Origin of the sequence: Arthrobacter zhaoxinii (assembly GCF_025244925.1) — a bacterium.
GTDB classification, from domain to species: Bacteria; Actinomycetota; Actinomycetes; order Actinomycetales; family Micrococcaceae; genus Arthrobacter_B; species Arthrobacter_B zhaoxinii.
On record NZ_CP104275.1, the window covers coordinates 3,029,166 to 3,050,593 of the forward strand.

20 protein-coding genes are annotated in these 21,428 nt (G+C 67.7%); 6 read left to right on the forward strand and 14 right to left on the reverse strand.

Translation table 11 applies throughout. The features are described from left to right. From N2K95_RS14120 to N2K95_RS14130, 3 genes are all read right to left on the reverse strand, one after another. On the reverse strand, positions 1–1,065 hold the full coding sequence (locus tag N2K95_RS14120) for a FecCD family ABC transporter permease (RefSeq protein ID WP_260652040.1): 1,065 nt from the start codon (positions 1,063–1,065) through the stop codon (positions 1–3). Continuing rightward, on the reverse strand, positions 1,062–2,123 hold the full coding sequence (locus N2K95_RS14125; RefSeq protein WP_260652041.1) for a FecCD family ABC transporter permease: 1,062 nt from the start codon (positions 2,121–2,123) through the stop codon (positions 1,062–1,064). The genes N2K95_RS14120 and N2K95_RS14125 overlap by 4 nt, the downstream gene beginning before the upstream one ends. A 105-nt stretch (positions 2,124–2,228) precedes the next feature. Next, positions 2,229–3,290, reverse strand: coding sequence for a glutathione S-transferase family protein (locus tag N2K95_RS14130; RefSeq protein ID WP_260652042.1), 1,062 nt, complete (start codon positions 3,288–3,290; stop codon positions 2,229–2,231). A gap of 131 nt (positions 3,291–3,421) precedes the next feature. Between N2K95_RS14130 and N2K95_RS14135 the strand changes: the two genes are divergently transcribed. Then, positions 3,422–4,468: an NAD-dependent epimerase/dehydratase family protein gene (locus N2K95_RS14135; RefSeq protein ID WP_260652043.1), complete on the forward strand. Its 1,047-nt coding sequence runs from the start codon at positions 3,422–3,424 to the stop codon at positions 4,466–4,468. A gap of 68 nt (positions 4,469–4,536) precedes the next feature. Here the strand turns inward: N2K95_RS14135 and N2K95_RS14140 are convergent, their stop codons facing one another. Next, positions 4,537–5,520 carry an NAD(P)/FAD-dependent oxidoreductase gene (locus N2K95_RS14140; RefSeq protein WP_260652044.1) on the reverse strand — a complete coding sequence of 328 codons (984 nt, stop codon included), beginning with the start codon at positions 5,518–5,520 and terminating at the stop codon, positions 4,537–4,539. A 66-nt stretch (positions 5,521–5,586) separates the two neighbouring features. Between N2K95_RS14140 and N2K95_RS14145 the strand changes: the two genes are divergently transcribed. Next, complete coding sequence (locus tag N2K95_RS14145) at positions 5,587–6,957, forward strand: APC family permease (protein ID WP_260652045.1); 1,371 nt, start codon at positions 5,587–5,589, stop codon at positions 6,955–6,957. A 178-nt stretch (positions 6,958–7,135) separates the two neighbouring features. Here N2K95_RS14145 and N2K95_RS14150 read toward each other — a convergent pair whose 3' ends face one another. From N2K95_RS14150 to N2K95_RS14185, 8 genes are all read right to left on the reverse strand, one after another. Then, complete coding sequence (locus N2K95_RS14150) at positions 7,136–8,209, reverse strand: YhjD/YihY/BrkB family envelope integrity protein (RefSeq protein ID WP_255790924.1); 1,074 nt, start codon at positions 8,207–8,209, stop codon at positions 7,136–7,138. A 95-nt stretch (positions 8,210–8,304) separates the two neighbouring features. Further along, positions 8,305–8,616 carry a PRC-barrel domain-containing protein gene (locus N2K95_RS14155; RefSeq protein WP_260652046.1) on the reverse strand — a complete coding sequence of 104 codons (312 nt, stop codon included), beginning with the start codon at positions 8,614–8,616 and terminating at the stop codon, positions 8,305–8,307. Between the two features lie 109 nt (positions 8,617–8,725). Next, positions 8,726–9,949, reverse strand: coding sequence for a mechanosensitive ion channel family protein (locus N2K95_RS14160; protein ID WP_260652047.1), 1,224 nt, complete (start codon positions 9,947–9,949; stop codon positions 8,726–8,728). 156 nt (positions 9,950–10,105) lie between these two features. Then, positions 10,106–11,155: an iron-siderophore ABC transporter substrate-binding protein gene (locus N2K95_RS14165; RefSeq protein ID WP_260652048.1), complete on the reverse strand. Its 1,050-nt coding sequence runs from the start codon at positions 11,153–11,155 to the stop codon at positions 10,106–10,108. 158 nt (positions 11,156–11,313) lie between these two features. Then, positions 11,314–12,552 (reverse strand): NAD(P)/FAD-dependent oxidoreductase, encoded by a 1,239-nt coding sequence (locus N2K95_RS14170; RefSeq protein WP_260652050.1) that lies wholly within the window; start codon positions 12,550–12,552, stop codon positions 11,314–11,316. Further along, the gene (locus N2K95_RS14175) at positions 12,552–12,896 is read right to left on the reverse strand and encodes a bifunctional 3-phenylpropionate/cinnamic acid dioxygenase ferredoxin subunit (protein WP_255790929.1); all 345 of its coding nucleotides are present in this window, start codon (positions 12,894–12,896) and stop codon (positions 12,552–12,554) included. Before N2K95_RS14175 ends, N2K95_RS14170 begins: the two co-directional genes overlap by 1 nt. Positions 12,897–12,950: 54 nt before the next feature. Beyond that, positions 12,951–13,358, reverse strand: coding sequence for a MarR family transcriptional regulator (locus N2K95_RS14180; RefSeq protein WP_255790930.1), 408 nt, complete (start codon positions 13,356–13,358; stop codon positions 12,951–12,953). Between the two features lie 199 nt (positions 13,359–13,557). Continuing rightward, positions 13,558–14,187, reverse strand: a complete 630-nt coding sequence (locus tag N2K95_RS14185) for a TIGR03085 family metal-binding protein (protein ID WP_260652051.1) — start codon at positions 14,185–14,187, stop codon at positions 13,558–13,560. Between the two features lie 210 nt (positions 14,188–14,397). On the opposite strand from N2K95_RS14185, the gene N2K95_RS14190 reads away from it, so the two are divergent. Continuing rightward, positions 14,398–16,368: an acyl-CoA dehydrogenase family protein gene (locus N2K95_RS14190; protein ID WP_260652052.1), complete on the forward strand. Its 1,971-nt coding sequence runs from the start codon at positions 14,398–14,400 to the stop codon at positions 16,366–16,368. A 9-nt stretch (positions 16,369–16,377) separates the two neighbouring features. On the opposite strand, the gene N2K95_RS14195 is transcribed toward N2K95_RS14190, so the two are convergent. Beyond that, positions 16,378–16,989 carry a TetR/AcrR family transcriptional regulator gene (locus tag N2K95_RS14195; RefSeq protein WP_260652053.1) on the reverse strand — a complete coding sequence of 204 codons (612 nt, stop codon included), beginning with the start codon at positions 16,987–16,989 and terminating at the stop codon, positions 16,378–16,380. 111 nt (positions 16,990–17,100) lie between these two features. Here N2K95_RS14195 and N2K95_RS14200 point away from each other — a divergent pair, with 111 nt between their 5' ends. Genes N2K95_RS14200 through N2K95_RS14210 form a run of 3 tightly spaced genes read left to right on the forward strand, consistent with a single transcriptional unit; the run spans position 17,101 to position 20,289 of the window. Continuing rightward, positions 17,101–17,895 (forward strand): SDR family oxidoreductase, encoded by a 795-nt coding sequence (locus N2K95_RS14200; RefSeq protein ID WP_260652054.1) that lies wholly within the window; start codon positions 17,101–17,103, stop codon positions 17,893–17,895. A gap of 31 nt (positions 17,896–17,926) precedes the next feature. Continuing rightward, positions 17,927–19,186 (forward strand): acyl-CoA dehydrogenase family protein, encoded by a 1,260-nt coding sequence (locus N2K95_RS14205; RefSeq protein ID WP_260652055.1) that lies wholly within the window; start codon positions 17,927–17,929, stop codon positions 19,184–19,186. A 5-nt stretch (positions 19,187–19,191) separates the two neighbouring features. Continuing rightward, the gene (locus N2K95_RS14210) at positions 19,192–20,289 is read left to right on the forward strand and encodes a phosphotransferase family protein (RefSeq protein ID WP_260652056.1); all 1,098 of its coding nucleotides are present in this window, start codon (positions 19,192–19,194) and stop codon (positions 20,287–20,289) included. Positions 20,290–20,307: 18 nt separating this feature from the next. Here N2K95_RS14210 and N2K95_RS14215 read toward each other — a convergent pair whose 3' ends face one another. After that, positions 20,308–21,345: an NAD(P)-dependent alcohol dehydrogenase gene (locus N2K95_RS14215; protein WP_260652057.1), complete on the reverse strand. Its 1,038-nt coding sequence runs from the start codon at positions 21,343–21,345 to the stop codon at positions 20,308–20,310. Between the last annotated feature and the right edge of the window lie 83 nt (positions 21,346–21,428).

Consider the following 21,428-nt stretch of genomic DNA (forward strand, 5'->3'; position numbering starts at 1 on the left):
TCAGCCTCCTTGGCCTACGCGGTTTGACGTGACCAGCAGCCACAGAAGAAAAGGTGCCCCGAGGGCGCCGGTCACGACGCCCACCGGCAGGGTGACGCCAGGGATGAGGTTGGCGCCGACGAAATCCGCCGCAAGGACAATGCAGGCGCCCACCAGGCCGGCGGTGAGCAGGGTGGCCTCCCCGTGCATCAGCCGCCGGGCGATCGGACCGGAGAGGAACGCGATGAAAGCCACCGGACCCGCAGCGGCAGTCGCGGCGGCGGCCAGGCCGACGGCCACAATGATCAGGGCCAGCCGGGCGGTTTCCACCCGGATGCCCAGGCCCGCGGCGGCGTCGTCGCCCAGTTCCAGTCCGCGCAGGGTGCGGGAGAGCACGGCCGCGGCGGGGAGGAGCACCAGCAGGAATACTGCCAGGACGGCGGCCCGGTCCCAGCTGCTGTTGTTCAGGGAGCCGTTGAGCCACACGAGCGCTTCGGACGCGGTCCGGATGTCCGTTCGAGTCAGCAGGAAGTTGACCAGGGCCTGCATAACGGCGGCAAAGCCGATGCCCACCAGCACCAGCCGGTATCCGGCCACACCGCCGCGGCGGGAAAGCAGGTAGATGGCCAGGGCCACCAGCAGGGCGCCTGCGAGGGCGGCGATGGACACGGTGGTTCCGGCTGCGCCGAACAGCACGATGGCGCAGACTGCGCTGGCGCTGGCACCGTAGCTGATGCCGATGATGTCCGGGCTGGCCAGGGGGTTGCGCAGCAGTGTCTGGAAGACGGCGCCGGCAATACCGAAGCCGACCCCGATCAGGGTGCCGATCACGGCCCGCGGGAGTTTGCTCTCCATCAGGATGTAGGTGGCGCCGGGAATCTGCTCACCGAAGAGGATCCGGAAGAAGTCCGGAACGGTGAAGGTATAGGTCCCGAGCAACACGTAAACCGCAAAGAGCACCAGCACTGCGGCGGCCAGCAGCGCCGGCGTCAGCACCCGGCGTCGTCGTCCCAGTTTCCGGGCGGCCCGGACGGCGTCGGCGGCACCGGCGGGGGCGGTGCGGGGAGTCTCGACGACGGCGTTCATAGCTCGGCCAGCTTCCGCCGGCGCACCAGCCAGATGAACACCGGGGCGCCGATCACGGCGGTGGTGACGCCGACGGGAATCTCCCCCGGCGGCAGCAGGACCCGTCCCGCCACGTCCGCACTGACCAGCAGCGCCGGGGCGAGGAGCATGGAGAAGGGCAGAATCCAGCGGTAATCCGGGCCGGTGAAACTGCGCACCACGTGCGGGATGACCAGGCCGATGAACGCGATGGGGCCGGCGGCGGCGGTGGCCGCCCCGCACAGCAGGACCACACCCAGCGCAGTGATCCCCCGGCTGAGCCCGACGCGCTGGCCGAGCCCGCGGGCCACGTCGTCACCCAGGCTGAGGCCGTTCAGCGCGCGTCCGGCGCTGACAGAGATCAGGGCACCGACAGCCAGGAACGGCAGTACCGCAACGATGGTGTCCCAGTCGCGGCCGGACACGCTGCCCACCTGCCAGAACCGGAAGGTGTCCAGGGTCTGCTGGCTGGAGACCAGCACGGCACTGAGCAGGGACATCAGCCCGGCGCTCAGTGCGGCGCCGGCCAGGGCCAGCTTGACCGGTGTGGCGCCTTCCCTGCCGAGGCTCGCGACCAGGTACACCACGACGGCGGCCAGCGCGGCGCCGGCAAGGGCGAACCAGACGTAGCCGGTGAGGCGGGTGACGCCGAAAACATAAATGCCCAGCACCACGGCAAATGCGGCACCGGCGTTGACGCCCAGGATGCCCGGGTCCGCCAGCGGATTGCGGGCGACACCCTGCATTGCCGCGCCGGCGAGGCCCAGGGCCGCACCCGCGAGCAGGCCCAGGACGGTGCGGGGCACACGTGAAAGGACAACCGCGTGGTCCCCGTTGGCAGGATCGAAATCGGTGAAGGCGTCCCAGACGGTGCCTGGGGCAACCGGCCGGGCGCCGATGGCCACGGAGGCGGCGCAGGCAAGAGCCAGCACCAGCATGGTCAGGAGGAGAAGGCCCGCACGCCGCCGGGTGCCGGGGGCTTCGGGATCCGCCGGGGCGTCCGGTCGGGAAACGCCTGACGGGCGTGCGGCAACACTCACGTAGGCACCTCCCTTGGGCAACAGGCAATTTCTTAAGTAAGGCTAGCCTATGGTCCGGGCCTTTAAGAAACGTTTATGTTGCGTATTAGGGCTGGTGCCCCCTGCTTAGTTTCCGGCGCCGTGCCCCGGGGCCACGCGCTCCGATTCGCGGACCGGCCCGGGGGCGGTTCCGTTCCCGAAAGGCCTGCCACCAAGCTCCTCCCGGCCGTGCCCGGACAGCCAGTTGGCCACATCAGGACCCTGAGGAACAATCCCGGTGGGGTTTATGTCCTCGTGGACTACGTAGTAGTGCGCCTTAATCTGCTCGAAGTCCACGGTGTCCCCGAAGCCCGGTGTCTGGAACAGGTCGCGCGCGTACCCCCAGAGGGCAGGCATTTCGGTGAGCTTGTTCCGGTTGCACTTGAAGTGTCCGTGGTAGACCGGGTCGAAGCGCACCAGGGTGGTGAACAGCCGCACATCCGCCTCGGTGATGGTGTCCCCGATCAGGTAGCGCTGCTTCGAGAGCCGCTCCTCCAGCCAGTCCATGGCGGTCCAGAGGCGGTCATAGGCGGCGTTGTAGGCCTCCTGGGAGCCGGCGAACCCGCACCGGTACACCCCGTTGTTCACTTCGGTAAAGATCCGCTTGTTGACCTGCTCCATTTCCTCCAGGTGCTCCGCCGGCAGCAGGTCCGGCGCGCCCTCGCGGTGGAACTCCTTCCACTCCGTGGAGAAATCCAGGGTGATCTGCGGGAAGTTGTTGGTCACCACGGCACCTGTCGGAATGTCGACGACGGCCGGGACAGTAATCCCGCGCTGATAGCCGGGGACCCGCTTAAAGAAGGCCTCCTGCAGCCGCTCGATGCCCAGTACCGGGTCCCGCCCGTCCGGATCCAGGTCGAAGGTCCAGCTGCGGGCGTCGTGGGTGGGTCCGGGCAGGCCCAGCGAAATGGCGTCCTCCAGCCCGAGGAGCCGGCGGACAATGATGGTCCGGTTGGCCCACGGGCAGGCGCGCGCAGCCACCAGCCGGTAGCGGCCCGCCTCCACGGGGTAGCCGTCGCGGCCGTCACGGGTGATCCGGGTTTCGATGTAGTTCGTGTCCCGGGTGTATTCGGTCCCGCCGGTCACATAGGAGCCCTTGGTGCTGTGGTCTCCGGAGCTGTTCGCCTGCGCTGTTCCTTCAGTGGTCATGCCCACCAGATTAGCCCTTTTCCACCTCCGTTCCGGGCTACCCGCCGGCTGCTCAAAGGCTGCCGTAAAGAGAGTGCGGCGGTAGAGTCGAAGGCGAATGCCGGCAGCAGTGCAACGGAAGGACCTGGACCATGCGAGTAGCCGTTATCGGAGCAACCGGAAACGTGGGGACGGCCGTTCTGCGCCGCCTCGCCGCTGCCCGCAGTGAGCGCGCCGACCTGGAGGTGGTGGGTATTGCCCGCCGGATCCCCGACACCTCGCTGCCGCCGTACACCAACGTCGAGTGGCACAGCGTCGACGTCGGCGATACCGGGAGCGTCGGCAAACTGACCGAGGCACTCCGCGGAACCGATGCGGTGATCCATCTCGCCTGGCTGATCCAGCCCAACCGCGACGAAGCCGAGCTGCACCGCGTCAACGTCCAAGGCACGGAAAACGCGCTCGCTGCCGCGGCCGCAGCGGGGGTGCGCCAGTTTGTCTGTGCCTCCTCGGTGGGCGCGTACAGCCCGGCACCGAAGGACCGCCTGACGGACGAGTCCTGGCCGGCCCGCGGCATTGCCAGCTCGCACTACAGCCGGCACAAGGGTGAACAGGAGGCCCTGCTGGACCGGTTCGAACTGGAATACCCGGAGATCGCGGTGGCCCGCCTGCGCCCGGGCCTGATTCTCTCCTCCGACGCCGGTAGCGAGATCGGCAACTATTTCGTGGGCCGGGTGATCCCCAAGTCCGTCCTCAACAAGCTTCCGCTGCCGCTGCTTCCGCTGCCCGCCGAGTTTGTTTTCCAGGCGGTCCATGCCGATGACATTGCCGACGCCTACTGGCGGGTGGTGGACCAGCGGGCCGAGGGCGCGTTCAACATTGCCGCCGATCCGATCATCACCCCGGAACTGCTCGCCGGGGTGCTGGGCGCCAAGCGGGTCCTGAACGTGCCGGTGAAGCTGGTGCGCGCCGTCGTCGGGCTGACGTGGGCAGCCCATCTGCAGGCCACCGACCCGGGCTGGATCGACATGGCCGCCGGTGCTCCCGTCATGGACACCACCCGCGCGCGGGAAGTCCTGGGCTGGCAGCCGCGCCGCACCTCGCTGGAATCCCTGAAGTATGTGCTGGACGGAATGAGCTCCGGCGACGGCGTGGCCGGCTCTCCGCTGCTCGCCCCCTGGAGCCCGCGCCGCCGCTAGCGGCGCGGGGAAGCCGCCGGGGCGACCAGCCGGGTCACTCCGCTCCGGCGGCTCGGCCGGCCGGCTCCCTAGACCGCTTCCTTGAGCGCTGCGGCTTCCACCATGCCTGCCATCGGGTTCTCCCCTGCGGAGGCCACGGCCAGCCCCAGGTCTTCTTCGAGCAGCTTGGCGTTGACCACTACCGCCAGGCGGTACGCATCCCCCGCCGCGGCGACAACCTGCGCGGAGGGATCGGTGGCGTTGCCCACGGCCCAGATCCGCTCCTGGCTGGTACGCCCCAGCCCGTCGGTGACAATACAGCCGTCGTCATCCACTTCAAGGTGCCGGGTCAGGCCCTTGTCCATCTCCGCGGCCGGTTCCAGGAACAGGGCCTCGCAGGGAACGGTCCGCCCGTCGGCCAGCACAAGGCCGGCCAGGGCATCGTTTTCGACACTCAGTTCCGCCACCTTGCCCGCCAGGACGCGGATGCCCATCGCGGCCAGGCCGTTGGCGTCCTCGTCACTGAGGGAAATGTCGGCGTGCAGAACCAGCACCACGTCAGCGGAGAAGGTGCGGACCAGCTGTGCCTGCTGGATGGAGGTTTCCTCCGTGCCCAGCACGGCCAGCACTTTGTCCGCCGTTTCGTAGCCGTGGCAGTAGGGGCACTGCAGCACGTCGCGGCCCCAGCGGGCACGCAGGCCCTCAATGTCCGGCAGGACGTCCCGCAGTCCGGTGGCGAGGATCAGCTGACGTCCCCGGAATTCCCGGCCGTCGCCCGTCCGGACCGTGCCGGAGGGCTCCACGGCGGCGACCGTCGCCTCCACGAGGTCGACGCCGTAGCCGCGGACCTCGGCACGGGCGAGGGCGAGGAGTTCCGCCGGGGGCATGCCGTCGCGGGTGGGGAAGCCGTGGACATGGCCGGCGGGGGCGTTGCGCGGAGTCCCGGCGTCGAGCACCACCACCCGGCGGCGCGCCCGTCCCAGGACCAGTGCGGCAGTGAGCCCGGCCATGCCGCCGCCCACAATAACTACGTCGTATTCGGGAGCTGTTGGTGCAGATTCAGAACTGGTCATAGGTAATTTTTACAGGACCGAGGAGGAATCATCAGCATTCTTACTATCTTGTCTAAACTTTTCCCTATGGAAGAAACCACGCAGGAAAAGCCTGCCTCCAAACTCAAGCAGGGCATCACCGGGCCCATGCTGTATTTGTTCATTCTCGGCGACGTGCTCGGTGCGGGTATCTACGCGCTGGTGGGCGAGGTCTCGGGTGAGGTCGGCGGTGCCATCTGGGTGCCGCTGTTGGTTGCCCTGCTGCTCGCGCTGCTGACCGCCGCCTCCTATGCCGAGCTCGTAACCAAGTATCCGAAGGCCGGCGGTGCGGCGGTGTTCGCCCAGCGCGCCTTCAAGGTGCCGGCAATCTCGTTCCTGGTCGGTTTCGCGATGCTCGCGGCCGGCGTAACGAGTGCTGCGGGCCTGGCGCTGGCCTTCACGGGCGACTACCTCAGCCCGTTCCTGGATGTCCCTCCGGTCCCCGCGGCCATTGTCTTCCTGCTGCTGGTGGCACTGCTGAACGCCCGCGGCATCTCCGAATCGGTACGCAGCAACGTGGTCATGACCGTGATTGAGCTTTCCGGCCTGGTTCTGGTGATCGTGCTGGTTGGCCTCATGCTGGGCAAGGGTGAAGGCTTCACGGAACAGATCACCCAGTTCCCGGTAGGCGTGAATCCGGGCACGGCGGTCCTCGCCGCATCGGTGATCGCCTACTACTCCTTCGTGGGGTTCGAGGTGTCGGCCAATATTGCCGAGGAAGTCCGCGACGTCCGCCGGGTGTACCCGAAGGCCATTTTCGGCGCCATGCTCACCGCCGGCCTCGTGTACATCCTGATCGGGCTGGCCGCATCCATTGCGCTGCCCACTGAGGACCTCGCCGGGTCCTCGGGTCCGCTGCTCGACGTCGTCAGCGCCACCGGGTTCGGCGTTCCGGACTGGCTCTTCAGCCTGGTGGCCCTGGTGGCCGTGGCCAACGGCGCCCTCCTGACCATGATCATGTCCTCGCGGCTGACCTACGGAATGTCAGAACAGGGCCTGCTTCCCGCCGTCTTCGGACGGGTGCTGCCCCACCGGAAGACCCCTTGGGTGGCCATCATCGCCACCACCGCCGTCGCCATGATCCTGACCATGACCGGCGGACTGGCGTCGCTGGCCGAGACCGTGGTCCTCCTGCTGCTCTTCGTTTTCCTGAGCACCAACCTCGCAGTGATTGTGCTGCGCAGGGACAAGGTGGAGGAAAAGCACTTTAAGGCCCCGATCGTGGTGCCGTATCTGGCCATCGCGTCCTGCCTGCTGCTCCTGACCCAGCAGGATGGCACGGTCTGGCTGCGGGCCGGCGCCCTGATGCTTATCGGGCTGCTGCTGTTCGGAGCCCGGTTCCTGGCCAAGGGCAGGAACCTCGGTGCCAAGGGCCACCGCGGCCGAAAGGCTCCGGAGAACACCGCACCGGAAAAGTAGGCGGCCGGCGAGCCCCCGGAGGAATCGAAACAGCAGTAGTTACCGTTTTCGGGCTGGAAAACGGTAACTACTGCACTCTCGATCCGGGACACCCGGCAGCATCACCCGCACGCAGAAGCGCCCCGGACCAGATGGTCCGGGACGCTTCTGCGTGCGCGGCTTTACAGTGCGCTAACGGCTACTCGTGCAGGTGGTCGTCATAGTCCTTGCCGGCGTGCTGCTGGCGCAGCTTCCGGCCTTCCTCAATATCCTTCTCTTCCTGCTCCTGGCGCTTCTCCGTCTGGCGGGTGTCACGCGGGGGAAGCTGCACGGATTCCTCGGCCTGAATGCCTGCCTGGAGTTCGCGGCCGCGCTCCACCTCGGCGTCGAACTCTGCGCCGAAGAGCAGGGAAACGTTGGCCAGCCAGATCCACAGCAGCAGGACGATAACGCCGCCAATGGCGCCGTAAGTGGCGTTGTAGTTGCCGAAGTTTGCGACGTAGAAGCTGAAGCCAAGGGTCACGATCGCCAGGATCACGAGGGCAATCAGCGAGCCCATGCTCATCCAGCGGAACTTGGGCTGCTTGACGTTCGGGGTGGCGTAGTAGAGGACTGCGATGATCAGCACGGCGAAGATCACCATGACCGGCCACTTGGCGATGTTCCAGATGGTTACCGCTTCACTGCCCAGACCGATGACATTGCCGATGGCTTCGGCGATCGGGCCGGAAATCACCAGCATCAGCAGCAGTGCGGCCGCCATCAGGACCAGGATCAGGGTCACGAGCAGCTGCGTGGGAAGCAGCTTCCAGGCGGGTCGGCCTTCCTCAACTTCGTAAATCCGGTTCAGTGAACGACCAAACGCCTTCACGAAGCCGGAGGCGGACCAGAGGGCGCCTACGATACCAATGATCAGCGTGAGGCCGGCAGCGCTGGAGGAGGTCAGCTGCTCGATGGGTCCCTGAATGACCTTGGCGGCGTCTTCGGGTGCAAACTGCTTAACGAATTCCAGCAGGGCATTGGTGGTGCTTTCGCCCTGTCCCACGACCCCCAGAATGGAGACCATGGCCAGCAGTGCCGGGAAGATCGCCAGGACTGTGTAGTAGGTCAGTGCTGCGGCCAGGTCGGTGCACTGGTCCTTGGAAAACTCGCGGACGGTCTTCTTGAGGATGTATTTCCAGTTGGGTTTGGAAACCTCGGTGGGTTTATCCGGCTTGCGTGCGTCGTCCGGACTGGGTGCTGTCTCGGCTTTGCTGTTCGTTTCCTGCGCCACTGCGGCCTCCTGCTGGATGAATGTTCTGCCCCCATGCTATTAGTAAGCGTTCTTACCAACAAAGAGATGCCGCTAATGCACCCGGGCCGAGCACTTCAGCGCAGGCCGTAGTAGTCCATCAGGATGCTCTCTTCACCGGGGCTGAGCGGATTTTCCGGATTGGCTCCGGGTGAGTGCGCTACCTGGTCTTTGGAATAGTTCACGAAGATGTCCTGCCCGTTGCGGCGGGAACTGATCAGGGGAACATAGTGTTCCTCGGCCGCGATCAAGCCGAGGTCAACGGTGATCCATACGGGCTCTCCGGTCTTCCGGTCCAGGTGCACTTCCCCCACCAGGCCCAGCCGCTCGCCGTCGTTGGCCCAGACGCTGGAGCCCTGGATTTCGTGGAGCACAAAGGCATCGGCCATCTTGTCATCCCTTCGCCGGGCCCGACCGAACTGCCGGGGTTCTTATTCCCGCCCTGCGCAGCGCCTCCTGTCAACACCTCGGGGGTGCCGTTCCGCGGGGACCGGCAAGTCAGCGGCGCCCGTCGCCGTCGGCGTGTTCTTCCCGTTCGGCGAAGACGTCCTCGCCGGGGCCGGAGAAATTCGCCCGGCGTCCCACCGCATCCAGGGTGCCGGTGAACAACTGGGAGTCGCTGGTGTCCTCGCTGCGCGGCTGCGGCGCAGTGCGCGGGCCGCGGTGTGCCTCGCGGGCGGGCTGGCGGACTTCCTCCCAGCGCTGGCGCGGCAGTGCTTCCGGGTGCCATTCCTGGAGGTGGCTCACCATGGTCTCGCGGATGAGGCAGCGCAGGTCGAAGAGGGTGCCGCTGTCCACCGCGCTCACGAGAATGCGGATCCGCACCATTCCCTTCACCGCTTCCGTCACCTGCAGGACGCCGGTCCGCTGGTCCCACAGGTCGGTGTCGGCCAGGATCTGTTTCAGTAGGGTGCGCAGCTCCCCGACCGGGACGCGCCAGTCCAGGTCCAGTTCCACCGTGCCCAGGATGTCCGACTGGCGGCGGGTCCAGTTCTGGAACGGAGTGGTGGTGAAGTAGGTGGAGGGCAGGATCAGGCGCCGGTCATCCCAGATATGCAGTACCACGTAAGTCATGGTGATTTCCTCGATGGTGCCCCACTCGCCTTCCACCACAACGACGTCGTCCACCCGGATCGCGTCGGTGAAGGCCAGCTGCATGCCGGCAAAGACGTTGGTCAGGGTGCCCTGCACGGCGAGGCCGGCCACGATGGACAGCACACCGGCGGAGGCGAGGATGCCGGCGCCCAGGGCGCGGACCTCGGGAATGGTCAGCAGCACGCAGGCCACGGCGAGGCTGATCAGGACGGCAACGCCGACCCGCCTCCCCAGGATAACCTGGGTCTTGAGCCGGCGGAGCCTGCGGTTGTCCCGCGTATCGGTGCTGTACTTCGTGAGGACCATGGCCTCGATGATCAGCAGGAGCACCACCGCCAGCCACGCCACGGCGCCGATCAGCCCCAGCACCAGCACGTAGTCCACCGCCGGCAGCCAGGAGGAACCGGCTGCGGTGGCTCCCAGGGCGATTCTCGCACCGATCAGCGAGAGGCCCAGCCGCAGCGGATTCCGGGCCTTCACGGTGATCTCCCGGATGCCCGGAATCTTCCGGAATGCCCGATGGACCACATCCCGCAGGATCCGGGCCAGGACGAGGGCAATACCCACAGCCACCAGGACGGCAAAGAGCGGTTTGAAGCTGACGGCAAGGGAAAGCAGGTCTTCCATACCTTCGATCATTGCAAACAGCGGTGGGTGGCTGTCCAATCAGGTCTCGCGGCGGACCGTGCGGAGCCGGCCCGCCGGGCGGTTAAACAGCGGACACCCCGGACGGAATCCGGGGTGTCCACTGCGCCTTCCGGAGAAGGCAGAGAAATCGGGGTCCTACTTGGCGTCGTCGGCTGCCGTGGCCGCGTCGGCGATCATCGGCACCACGTTGTCCAGGGCGTAGGGAATGCTGAGCACGTTGATGGCCGAGGTGGAGAAGACGCGCGTCGGGTCGGCGTCGGCCACGAGGCCGCCGTTCTTCACAGCGGGGATCTGCCCCAGCAGCGGATCGGAGGCGATGCTGTCAGCAACCTCTTCGCTCGCCACCCAGCTGACAAAGATGTCGGAATCCAGCTGGTCGAGGTTTTCATCCGACCACGGGATGTAGAACTCGTCTCCCTTGGTGTTCTCCGCTACCACCGGCGCCATGGTGAGGCCGAGGGATTCAATGAACTTGGGCCGGTTGTCCAGGGCGGTGTAGACGGAATTCTCCGCACCCGGGGCGAGGTTGCCGTAGATGAAGGACTTGCCCTCGAGCTGCGGGTATTCGGCAGCCTTGTCGGTGATGGCCTGCTCGGTGTCCGCCACCAGCTGCTCCGCTTCGTCGCTCTTGCCCAGGGCCTCACCGATCATGGTGGTGGTGTCCTGCCAGGACGTGCCGTAGGCAGTCTCGGGGTAGGCGACCACGGGGGCGATCTTGCTCAGCTTGTCGTAGTCCTCCTGCGACAGGCCGGAGTACGCGGCGAGGATGACGTCGGGATTGGTGGCTGCGACGTCGTCGAAGGCAATCCCGTCAGTCTCGGAGTACTGCGCCGGCGCGTTCTCCGACCCGATGGGCGCGTCGAGGTCTTCGAGTGCCTCGTCGATCCAGGGCGTGGTGCCATGGTCATTGCCGCCGAATTCGATCAGCGGCATCCCCACGGGAACCACATCCAGGGCGAGGGCGGTTTCGGCATTGGCCCAGGCGACAGCGGCGACGCGCTCCGGCACGCCCTCGATGATGGTCTCGCCGAAGGCATGCTCAATGGTGACGGGGAACTGGTCTTCAGCGGCGGCAGCACTGCCTGAGGTTTCATTTTCACCCGCGGCTCCGGTGGAGCAGGCGGAGAGGGACAGAACGGCGACGGCGGCAGCGGCGGCAGCGCGGCGCATCCGGGACAGGGCCATGTGGGGCTCCTTGGATCACGTAAACGAACGGAACGGACCCGGCGGTCGCGGATCCAAAAATAACGTTATCCCAGGTTCTCCCCTATTACGCAACGCAAACCTTTCGTAATCCCTTGGCGGCCCGGAACTCCTGCAGAACTGGCGTCCGAAACCTCTGTTCAGGCCTTCCCGCGGGCCAGCCGGCGCACGTCGACGGCCGGGTCCTGCAGCAGCGCCGGGTCGAGGACGCGGCCGGATTCGATCAGTTTCCTGGCCGCCCGAACGGCGGTTCCGCCGTCGACGGCGGCCACACCGGCCAGCCTCCCGTCCAGGCCCAGCCGGAAGGCCGTGAAACCGGGACCGGGTTCCCCGCGGAGGACGGTCTGCCCGGGGACGACCATGCTGCCGGCCACTTCCAGATGCACGCCGTAGCGGTCGGACCAGAACCAGTCTGCCGCCCCGGCGGGAGGGTCGATGCCGAGCATCCCGGCCGCTGCCGCCTCGCCCGTGCGGCGTGCCGCGTCCCAGTGTTCAAAGCGCCTGCCGGGCACCCCGCCGGGGCCGAGCCGGCGGGAGGAGTCCCCGGCGGCGAAAATGCGCGGATGTGAGGTACGCCCGGCGCCGTCCACCAGCACACCGCCGTCCACGGAGAGCCCTGCCGCTTCGGCGAGGGCCGTTTCCGGTTCACTGCCCGCCGCGACCAGAACGGCGGTGGCGGAAAGCCTGCCGCCGGCGGCCAGTTCCACCCCCAGGGATTGTCCTTCCGCGGTGATTGCCGCCGCGGTGTCCCGAATATGGGCGGTTCCGTGCCCGGCGTGGAGCCCCTGCAGGTAGCCGGCCATTTCGGGGCCCACAACCTTGGCGGAGGGCAGCTCGGCAGGATCCACCAGGGTCACCGCCGCACCCAGTGTCCGGGCCGTTCCCGCCACTTCCGCACCGACCAGTCCCGCACCGAGGATCACCAGATGCGCGCCGGGGACCAGATGCGCCTGCAGGGCCTGGGCGTCGTCGGCGCTGCGCAGGGTCAACACGCCGGGCAGATCCATCCCGGGCAGCGGCAGCCGGCGGGCGCGGGCTCCGGTGGCGAGCAGGACGACGTCGGCGGCCAGCTCCCTGCCCGAGTCCAGGACGAGGACGGGCGGGGTTGCGCCGTCGCCGGGTTCAAGCTTGTCCACGGTGTCGGCGATAACGGAGGTGTCGTTGTCCTCATACCACTGGGCGGGGGCGAGCTGCAGGCGGAGCCGGTCCAGGGTTCCGGCGAGGAACGCCTTGCTCAGCGGCGGCCGGTCGTAGGGCAGCCCGACCGGGTCCACGAGGGACAGGGTGCCTGTGTAACCCTGCCGGCGGAGTTCGCGGACGGCGCTGAAGCCGGCAATTCCGCCGCCCACCACGGCGATCGACGCGGGGGCAGCAGCCATCAGGCGTCGAGCGGACTCACGTTGGGGTACAGCCAGACGGCACCGTCGCGTACGTCGACGCGGTGCGCCTTGGTGTTGGTGAGGGCCGGCAGGCACAGGGCCTCGCCTGTGCGAAGGCAGAACCGCGCGGAATGGACGGGGCATTCCACCTCGTCGCCTTCGATCCACCCGTCGGCAAGGGAGGCATCCTCATGCGTGCAGGTGTCATTGAGCGCATAGAAGCGTCCGTTATCGCTGTGGAACACTGCTATATCGTCCGCGGTGCCAGCCGTTTCAGCATCCACCGTGAGGGCTTCGCCCTCATCTATCTCGTCGACATCGGCAACGCGGATTCCCTCGCTCATGCCCTTCCTTCCTCCGGCACCAGGCCAATAACGTATTGCTCTTGGGTCAACACGTTACCCTTGCGGGTCGGAAGGCGCCGCCAGCGGTGACCCGTCCGGCGTCCCCGCCAGGAGCGGCTTGCCGGGGGCCCGCTGCTGCTTGCCGTGTTCGAGTCCGCGGATGAGCATGATCAGCTCCGATCGCAGCTCCGGGCCGATTCCGGCCGTGGACTCATCCTGTTCGAGGTTTTCAGCGTCGGCGAGCAGCTTCTGCCCGCGCTCGGAGATCGCCATCCAGCGGCCGGACCGGCCAACGGTCTCGGCCGGCACCTCTTCCACGAGGCCCTGCCCGGCCATGCTTACCAGCGCCGTACCCAGGGTCTGGGCGGTGACGCGGAGACGCCGGGCTAGTTCTGCACGCCGCATGGGACCGTCGGCCAGGAGCACCCGCAGCACGGTCACCCGCTCCTGGGTCAGTCCCACGGCACGCAGTTTGTAATCTACTTCTCGTCTTACCAGTCTTGCAGCCGTTGAGAGCAGCCGCACGGGTTCCCAGTCCCCCTCGTTCTGCATCTTCCTGCTTCCCTGATACGTCATTGGTAGGCGGTCCTGCTCCGCTGAAACAATCAGTGTGCTTACTATTTCAACGGCAAAGAGGGGGTACTTGTCAAGCCGGGAAATATTAGTCCGCTGCCCACTGCCTGAACATGCGGACCGCGTCACCCCCGCCTTCGATGCTGACATTGGCTGCCGCGCGGCGGCCCATGGCATGCAGCGCAAGGTCCACCACGTCCCCCGAGACCAGCACCGAGGACTTGCCGCCCTTCACCCGGCGCCGTCCGGAACCGGGCAGCGCCAGTTCAACTCCCACGGGGCTGCCGCGGTATCCCATCCGCGCCATCAGGCCCAGCTGCTTCCACAGCGCCTGCTGCTCTCCGGCAGGAAGTTCCCGCGGCTCAGCCGTACCGTCGCCGCGGCGGATGTCCTCGTGATGGATGACATACTCCACAAGGTTCGCCGCATCCAGCCGATAGGGCGAAAACCGGCCCGGCCCGGCGGCGAACCGGTCCACCAGAGCGGCATATCCCTCCGGCGTGGACGCCGCGGCGGCCACGGCACCCAGCTGCTTTTCCTGCCCGGGCTTCTGCCGACGCACCGCATCGGCGGCAATCTTCCAGGGCGCGTGCTCACGGAGCACCAGGTGGGCCAGCAGCCGGCGCACATCCCAGCCTTCGCAGAGCGTCGGCGCCAGCGGATCAGCCTCCCGCAGCGTCCGGACCAATTCCGCGCGTTCCGTCTCCACCCATGCCATGAGAATCTCCTTCAGGTTGATACCGCTGCCGGTTTTCCGCCATTTCCAGGCAGTTCCCTCCGGCATTGCAGCCTGCCGCCAACATTAGCCACCGAACCCCCTTTACCCCTACCTACTGACGCGTAGCATGGTCCCCACAGTGAGCCGATGCTGCTGCGCCGGTGTCGGCATCCGCACCGGGCAGCGCGGCCGTGACGGAGGAGAAATCCCATGAGCACCACTGACATCCACGACGCCAGCCGGAACAGAAGCGCCCGCAGAATCAAAGAACGCGTGGTCACGGAGAAGGACGCACGCAACGCCACCGAAGCCGCCCGCGATACCGGGGAATCCCGTCCGAGTTTCGCTCGGGGAATCTATCTGGGCAGCTACAACCTTGATCTGCTGGGTTCCCTGCCGCCGGCCGACCCCGACGAAGAGGCCCGTGCCCGGCTGTTCCTGGAGGCATTGACGGATTACTGCCGGACCATGGACGGCCTGGCCATCGAGCGCACCGGCGTGATTCCGGATGAGAACCTGCGCGGGCTCGCGGACCTGGGGGTGTTCGGCATCAAGATCCCCCAGCAGTACGGCGGCCTGGGCCTGTCCCTGCTCAACTACGGGCGGGCCCTGATGGTCCTGGGCAGCGTGCACCCCAGCCTCGGGGCCCTGGTCTCGGCCCACCAGTCCATCGGCGTGCCGGAGCCGGTGAAGGTCTTCGGGAACGATGCGCAGAAGGAGGAGTACCTGCCGCGCTGCGCCGCCGGGGCGGTGACCGCCTTCCTGCTCACCGAGCCCGACGTCGGATCCGACCCGGCACGGCTGCGCACCACGGCCATTCCTTCCGACGACGGCAGCGAATACGTGATTGACGGCGTCAAGCTGTGGACCACCAACGGCGTGATTGCCGAGCTGGTGGTGGTGATGGCTGCCGTTCCCCCGCACGGCGACTCCAAGGGCGGCATCAGCGCGTTCGTGGTGGAAATGGACTCGCCGGGCATCTCGGTGGAGAACCGCAACAACTTCATGGGCCTGCGCGGCATCGAGAACGGCGTCACAAGGTTCACCAACGTCCGGGTTCCGGCAGCCAACCGCTTGGGCCGCGAGGGCCAGGGCCTGAAGATCGCCCTGACCACGCTGAACACCGGCCGCCTCTCCATTCCGGCCATGTGCGCCGCGTCCGGCAAATGGTCGCTGAAGATCGCCCGCGGCTGGTCCGGCGCCCGTGAACAGTGGGGCCGGCCGATCGGCAGGCACGAGGCAGTAGCCAAGAAGCTGGCCTACATTGCGGCCACCAGCTTCGCGCTGGAGGCGGTCTTCGAGCTCTCGGCCGAACTGGCCGACGCCGGCACCAAGGACATCCGCATCGAGGCGGCGCTGGCCAAACTGTGGGCCAGCGAAATGGCCTACAACGTTGCCGACGAGCTGGTCCAGGTGCGCGGCGGACGGGGCTTCGAAACCGCGGACTCCCTCGCCGCCCGCGGCGAACGCGCCGTCCCGGCCGAGCAGCAGCTGCGGGACCTGCGCATCAACCGGGTGTTCGAGGGCTCCACCGAGATCATGCACCTGTTCATTGCCCGTGAGGCAGTGGACGCACATTTGTCCGCGGCCGGAGACCTGGCGGTGGCGGACGCCCCGGTGGGGGCCAAGGCCCGCGCGGCGCTGAAGGCCAGCGGCTTTTACGGCAAATGGCTGCCCACACTCGCGGCGGGCAAGGGCAACATGCCTCGGTCCTACGCCGAGTTCGGCGTTCTCGCCCGGCACCTGCGCTACGCCGAGCGGGCCTCCCGCCGGCTCGCCCGCTCCACCTTCCTCGGTATGGCCCGCTGGCAGGCCGGGCTGGAACAGCACCAGGTCTTCCTGGGCAGGATCGTGGATATCGGTGCGGAAATCTTCGCGATCTCAGCCTCCTGCGTCCGCGCGGTGAACATCCGGCGGGAGGATCCGGCGGAGGGTGCGGGTGCGTTCGAACTCGCGGACGCCTTCAGCCGGGAGTCCCGGGTGCGGATCGAGTCCCTGTTCAACGGCCTGTGGCACAACTCGGACGACGCCGACCGGAAGCTCTCCAAGGGGGTGTTGGACGGGCGCTACACCTGGCAGGAGGAAGGGGTGCTGGATGCGTCCGAGGGCACCGGACCGTGGATCTCCGAGACCGCCCTCGGGTCCGGGCCGAAGGAGAACCTGCACCGCCGGTACCGGTAAGTCCGGCGGTTACGGCGCCCCCACCGCGCCGCGGCAGATCTGCACGTAGCGCACCGCCAGTTCCTCCGGGCTGAGCGGACCGCCGGCGCGGTACCACTGGGCCACCCCGGTGCACATGGTGGTGACCGCCCGGCTGGCGTCCTTGGGGTAACCGGTGGCGAAGCGGCCGCTGCGGACTGCTTCGGCCACGACGTCGTCGAGCAGTTTCTGCTGCCGGTCGCGGGCGGCGATGTGCCCGGCCCTGGCGGTGCCCTCCAGGCTGCGGATCTCGCTGGCCGCGATGAACGCGTGTTCCCAGCGGTAGGCGTGGACGAGCACGAGGCACTCGACCAGCAGCGCAAACCGCTCCTCGACGTCGTTCCCTGCCTCCGCCAGGGCGGCGGTGCTGCGGGCATAGAGGTCCGCCATCGCGGATTCGGCTATCCCCACGAGCAGCGCCTGTTTGGAGGGGTAGTGGTGGTAGAGGCCGGGCACCGACAGGCCGGCGCGGGTGGCCACGGTGCGGATAGCCGTGCCGTGGTAGCCGTGCTCCACGAAGCAGTCCATCGCGGCACGCAGCAGCGGCGGGAGGGCGGGGACGGAGAAGTCCCGCCACTCGGGCTGCGTATCGTCGGCGGCCATGGTCCCCTCAATGGTGGAAGTGTGACCCTTGACACTTTACGGGGCCTGCACCAGACTATCCGTACCGAGCGGTCGCTCGGTAGTACTGGGAAGCGGAAGTTGGCGGAGCACATGACGGAACAAACGCCGGAGCAGTCTGCGGGCAGGCCGCGGCTGAAGGGTAAAACCGCTGTCGTCACCGGGGCCAGCCGCGGCATCGGCCTCGCCATTGCCCGCCGGCTGGTGGCCGAAGGTGCGAAGGTCTGCATCACGGCCCGCAACATCGGGCCGTTGAAGGAAGCCGCCGCCGAGTTCCCGGAAGGCACCGTGCTCGCGATGGCCGGCAAGTCCGATGATCCGGACCACCGCACCGAGGTGCTGGACACCGTGGCCGAAACGTGGGGCCGGCTGGACATCCTCGTGAACAACGCGGGGGTGAACCCGGTGTACGGCCCGCTGAGCGAACTGGATCCGGAGGCAGCCCGCCGGATCCTGGACGTCAACGTGCTCGGCACGCTCGCCTGGGTCTCCGCCGTCTGCGCCCACGAAGCCCTGGACTTCCGGGGACGCGGCGGCTCCGTGCTGAACCTGTCCTCGGTCTCGGCCCAGACCCCGGCCACCGGCATCGGCTTCTACGGCATCAGCAAGGCCGCGGTTGAGCAGCTCACCCGGACCCTCGCCGTCGAACTGGCTCCCACCGTCCGCGTAAACGCACTGGCCCCCGCCGTCGTCAAGACCCAGTTTGCGCGCGCCCTCTATGAGGGCCGCGAGGAAAAGGTCAGCTCCGCCTATCCGCTGAAGCGGCTCGGCACCCCGGAGGACGTTGCCGGGGCGGCCGCCTTCCTGGCCTCCGACGACGCCGCCTGGGTCACCGGGCAGATCATCAACCTCGACGGCGGCCTGCTCGTGGCCGGCGGCGCGGCCTGACCGTTTCCACCGCCTCCCCTAAGGACCTTTCATGAGCCCCGTGGCCCTCCCCCCGGAAATCGAAGATCTGCGCCTGCGCACCCGCGAATTTATCCGCGGCACGGTGATGCCCGCGGAACCGCGGCCGGGCGCCGTCGTGCCGGGCGAGTTGCTGGAGGACCTGCGCACCGCCGCGAAGGCAGCCGGGGTGTTCGCCCCGCACGCACCCCGGGAGTACGGCGGGCAGGGCGTGCCGCTGGAACACTGGTCCCCCATCTTCCAGGAGGCCGGCTACTCGCTGATCGGCCCCTCGGCGCTGAACTGCATGGCCCCGGATGAGGGGAACATGCATATGCTGCACCTGATCGGCAGCGAGGAGCAGAAGCGCCGCTACCTCGCCCCGCTCATCGCCGGCGAGGCCCGCTCCTGCTTCGGCATGACCGAGCCGCACCCGGGCGCCGGGTCGGATCCCGCCGCCCTGCGCAGCAGCGCCGCGAAGGTGGACGGCGGCTGGCTGATCAACGGTCACAAACGCTTCACCAGCGGCGCCAACAACGCTGCGTTCTGCATTGCCATGGTGCGCACGGAGGCGGTGGACGGGGCCCCTGCCGGGGCCACCATGCTGCTGGTGGACATGGATGCCCCCGGGGTGCGGATCGGCGAGCAGCTGCACACGATGGACCGCGCGATCGGCGGCGGGCATCCGCATCTGCACTTCGACGACGTGTTTGTGCCCGACGGCGCCGTCCTCGGAGCGCCGGGGGAAGGCTTTCGGTACGCGCAGGTCCGGCTGGGTCCCGCCCGGCTGACCCACTGCATGCGCTGGCTCGGCCTGGCCCGGCGGTCCCTGGACATTGCCCTGGACCGCACCAACCGGCGGGAGATCTTCGGCTCGGTGATGAATGAACTCGGCCTGGCACAGGAAATGATCGCGCAGTCCGTCATCGATATTGAAACCTCGGACGCCATCATCACCAAGACCGCTGCCCTGCTGGAAACCGATGCCAAGGCCGGTTCGGCGCTGTCCTCGGTCGCCAAGGCCCACACCTCCGAGGCGGTGTACCGGGTGATTGACCGCAGCCTGCAGCTGTGCGGCGGCGACGGCGTCACCGACCGGCTGCCGCTGGCCTCCTACCTCAATGAGGTCCGCGCCTTCCGCATCTATGACGGTTCCAACGAGACGCATAAGTGGGCCATTGCCCGCCGTGCCTCCGCACGCCGCCGCCGCGAGGCGGAGCATGGCGCTCCGGACCTTGCCGATGTCTCCTTCCCGGTGTCCGACGCCGGTTTTCCCGCCGAAGCGAAAGCCTGAACCCCATGCACTCCGCCCCTGACGGCATCGAAGTTGTAGCCACCCGTTCCGACGCCGAGGCGCTGGCGTCTCCGCCGCTGCTGATCCTGGACGAGGTCACGGCGTTTTTCGACGCGCACGGCCTCGGGTCGGGTCCGCTGTCCTGGACGCAGATCGGGGACGGCCAGTCCAACATCACCTACCGGATCCGGCGCGGGAACGAGGACTTCGTGCTGCGCCGCGGGCCGCGCCCGCCGCTGCCGCGCTCCACCCATGACATGGTGCGCGAAGCCCGCATCCAGCAGCTGCTGCGCGTGCAGGGGGTACCGGTGCCGGAAATCCTGGCGGTCTGCGAGGACGAGTCCGTCCTCGGAGTGCCGTTCTACGTGATGGCCTATCTCGACGGCCTGGTTATTACCAACACCATCCCGCCGGCACTGTCCTCGATGGAGGACCGCCGGGCCACCAGCGCCGCCGTCGTCGACGCCCTGGTGCGCATCCACTCCGTTGATGTGAGCGGCGGGGACCTCGCCTCGTTCGGCAGGCCTGAAGGGTACCTGCAGCGCCAGGTGGCCCGGTTCTCCGGGTTGTGGGAGGTCAACACGCTGCGCAGGCTGCCCGAGGTGGCCCGGATCGGCAGCTGGCTGGCGGACAACGTGCCGGACAGCTCCGCCTCGGCGGTGCTGCACGGGGATTACCGGCCGGGAAACCTGATGTTCGCCCCGCAGTCCCCCGCGCGTGTCATTGCCGTCCTGGACTGGGAGATGTCCGCCGTCGGCGATCCGCTCGCCGATCTGGGCTATCTCACCGCCACCTATTCCGAACCCGGCAGCGCCTCCACACCCCTGGAGCTGACCGGAGTGACCCGCCACCCGGGCTATTACACCCGGGCAGATGTCATCGAAGCGTACCGGCAGCGGATGGACCTGGATCTCGACGCACTGCCCTGGTACCAGGCCCTGGCACTGTGGAAGGCGTCGATTTTCTGCGAGGCCATCTACACCCGCTGGCTCAAGGGCGAGCGGCCCAATGACAAGGTGTTCGGCCCGTCGCTGGAAGCCGGGGTGCCGCAGCTGCTGCGGGCCGCCGCCGGGTTCGCCGGGCTGGCCCCGGCACCGCTGTAACTGCCGCTTGTTACGGGGTTACGGCACGACGACGGCGCGGCCGAGCAGCTGGTTGTTCTTCAGCTTCTCGTAGGCCGCGGGAGCTTCGTCCAGGCTGAAGACTTCGGTGTGGACGTTGATGCCTTCACCGCGGGCGAGGTCCAGCACCTCGAACAGCTCCGACCGGGAGCCCCAGTACGGGGCGCGGATGGAGGTTTCCCAGGCCGAGGTGGCACCCAGACCCACCGGAAGGGTGCCGGCGCCGACGCCCACCAGCACCTGGTCGCCCTGGGAACCCACCATCGCCTGGCCCATATCCAGGGTGGCCTGGTTGGTTACGAAGTCGAAGAGGGCATCCACGCCCCGGCCGCCGGTCAGATCCCGGACCAGGTCCACAGCCCCGGGCTCGGATGGGAAGGTGTAGTGCGCGCCGACGTCGGTGGCCAGGTTCAGCTTCGCCTCGTCAATGTCCAGCGCCACGACGGTGGCCGCGGTCATGGCCCGCAGGATCTGCACGGCTACGTGCCCCAGCCCGCCGACGCCGATGACGACGGCGGTGGCACCGGAGGGCAGTTTCTCCAGCGAACCCTTGATCGCGTGGTACGGCGTGAGTCCGGCGTCGGTCAGGGACACGTTCTGCACGGGATCCAGGTCCCCGAGCGGGAGCAGGTGCCGGGGACTGTCCACGATCAGGTATTCGGCCATGGCTCCGGGAGCGCCGAGCCCGGGCGGGACTATGCCGAATTTCGCCGCGTTCCGGCAGTAGTTTTCCCGGCCGCTGGAACACTCGTAGCAAAGTCCGCAGCCCCACGGGCCGTAGACGGCCATGGACGTGCCCTCTTCGATGTACTGCACGCCGTCGCCCACCCGGTCCACCACGCCGGCGCCCTCGTGTCCCAGGGTCAGGGGCAGCCCGTAAATGTACTCGTTCTCGGGCAGGCTCATGATGAATTCGTCAGAGTGGCACACACCCGCAGCAGTGACCTTCAGGCGCACCTGGCCGGGGCCGGGCTCCGGGGTGTCGATGTCCACCACTTCGGGCGGCTGGCCGATGGCGCGGTATTGAAGGGCCTTCATGGCATGCTCCTGCTCTCCGCACCGGCGCATATCCACGGCACGGGTGGATGGACTTTGCCCCTTAAGCGTGCACCCGTGTCCGG

Coding starts and splice junctions, on each gene's coding strand:
- N2K95_RS14120 (WP_260652040.1), bottom strand. CDS start 1,065: ATGAACGCCGTCGTCGAGACTCCCCGCACCGCCCCCGCCGGTGCCGCC.
- N2K95_RS14130 (WP_260652042.1), bottom strand. CDS start 3,290: ATGACCACTGAAGGAACAGCGCAGGCGAACAGCTCCGGAGACCACAGC.
- N2K95_RS14135 (WP_260652043.1), top strand. CDS start 3,422: ATGCGAGTAGCCGTTATCGGAGCAACCGGAAACGTGGGGACGGCCGTT.
- N2K95_RS14140 (WP_260652044.1), bottom strand. CDS start 5,520: ATGACCAGTTCTGAATCTGCACCAACAGCTCCCGAATACGACGTAGTT.
- N2K95_RS14145 (WP_260652045.1), top strand. CDS start 5,587: ATGGAAGAAACCACGCAGGAAAAGCCTGCCTCCAAACTCAAGCAGGGC.
- N2K95_RS14155 (WP_260652046.1), bottom strand. CDS start 8,616: ATGGCCGATGCCTTTGTGCTCCACGAAATCCAGGGCTCCAGCGTCTGG.
- N2K95_RS14160 (WP_260652047.1), bottom strand. CDS start 9,949: ATGGAAGACCTGCTTTCCCTTGCCGTCAGCTTCAAACCGCTCTTTGCC.
- N2K95_RS14165 (WP_260652048.1), bottom strand. CDS start 11,155: ATGGCCCTGTCCCGGATGCGCCGCGCTGCCGCCGCTGCCGCCGTCGCC.
- N2K95_RS14170 (WP_260652050.1), bottom strand. CDS start 12,552: ATGGCTGCTGCCCCCGCGTCGATCGCCGTGGTGGGCGGCGGAATTGCC.
- N2K95_RS14175 (WP_255790929.1), bottom strand. CDS start 12,896: ATGAGCGAGGGAATCCGCGTTGCCGATGTCGACGAGATAGATGAGGGC.
- N2K95_RS14185 (WP_260652051.1), bottom strand. CDS start 14,187: ATGGCATGGGTGGAGACGGAACGCGCGGAATTGGTCCGGACGCTGCGG.
- N2K95_RS14190 (WP_260652052.1), top strand. CDS start 14,398: ATGAGCACCACTGACATCCACGACGCCAGCCGGAACAGAAGCGCCCGC.
- N2K95_RS14195 (WP_260652053.1), bottom strand. CDS start 16,989: ATGGCCGCCGACGATACGCAGCCCGAGTGGCGGGACTTCTCCGTCCCC.
- N2K95_RS14200 (WP_260652054.1), top strand. CDS start 17,101: ATGACGGAACAAACGCCGGAGCAGTCTGCGGGCAGGCCGCGGCTGAAG.
- N2K95_RS14205 (WP_260652055.1), top strand. CDS start 17,927: ATGAGCCCCGTGGCCCTCCCCCCGGAAATCGAAGATCTGCGCCTGCGC.
- N2K95_RS14210 (WP_260652056.1), top strand. CDS start 19,192: ATGCACTCCGCCCCTGACGGCATCGAAGTTGTAGCCACCCGTTCCGAC.
- N2K95_RS14215 (WP_260652057.1), bottom strand. CDS start 21,345: ATGAAGGCCCTTCAATACCGCGCCATCGGCCAGCCGCCCGAAGTGGTG.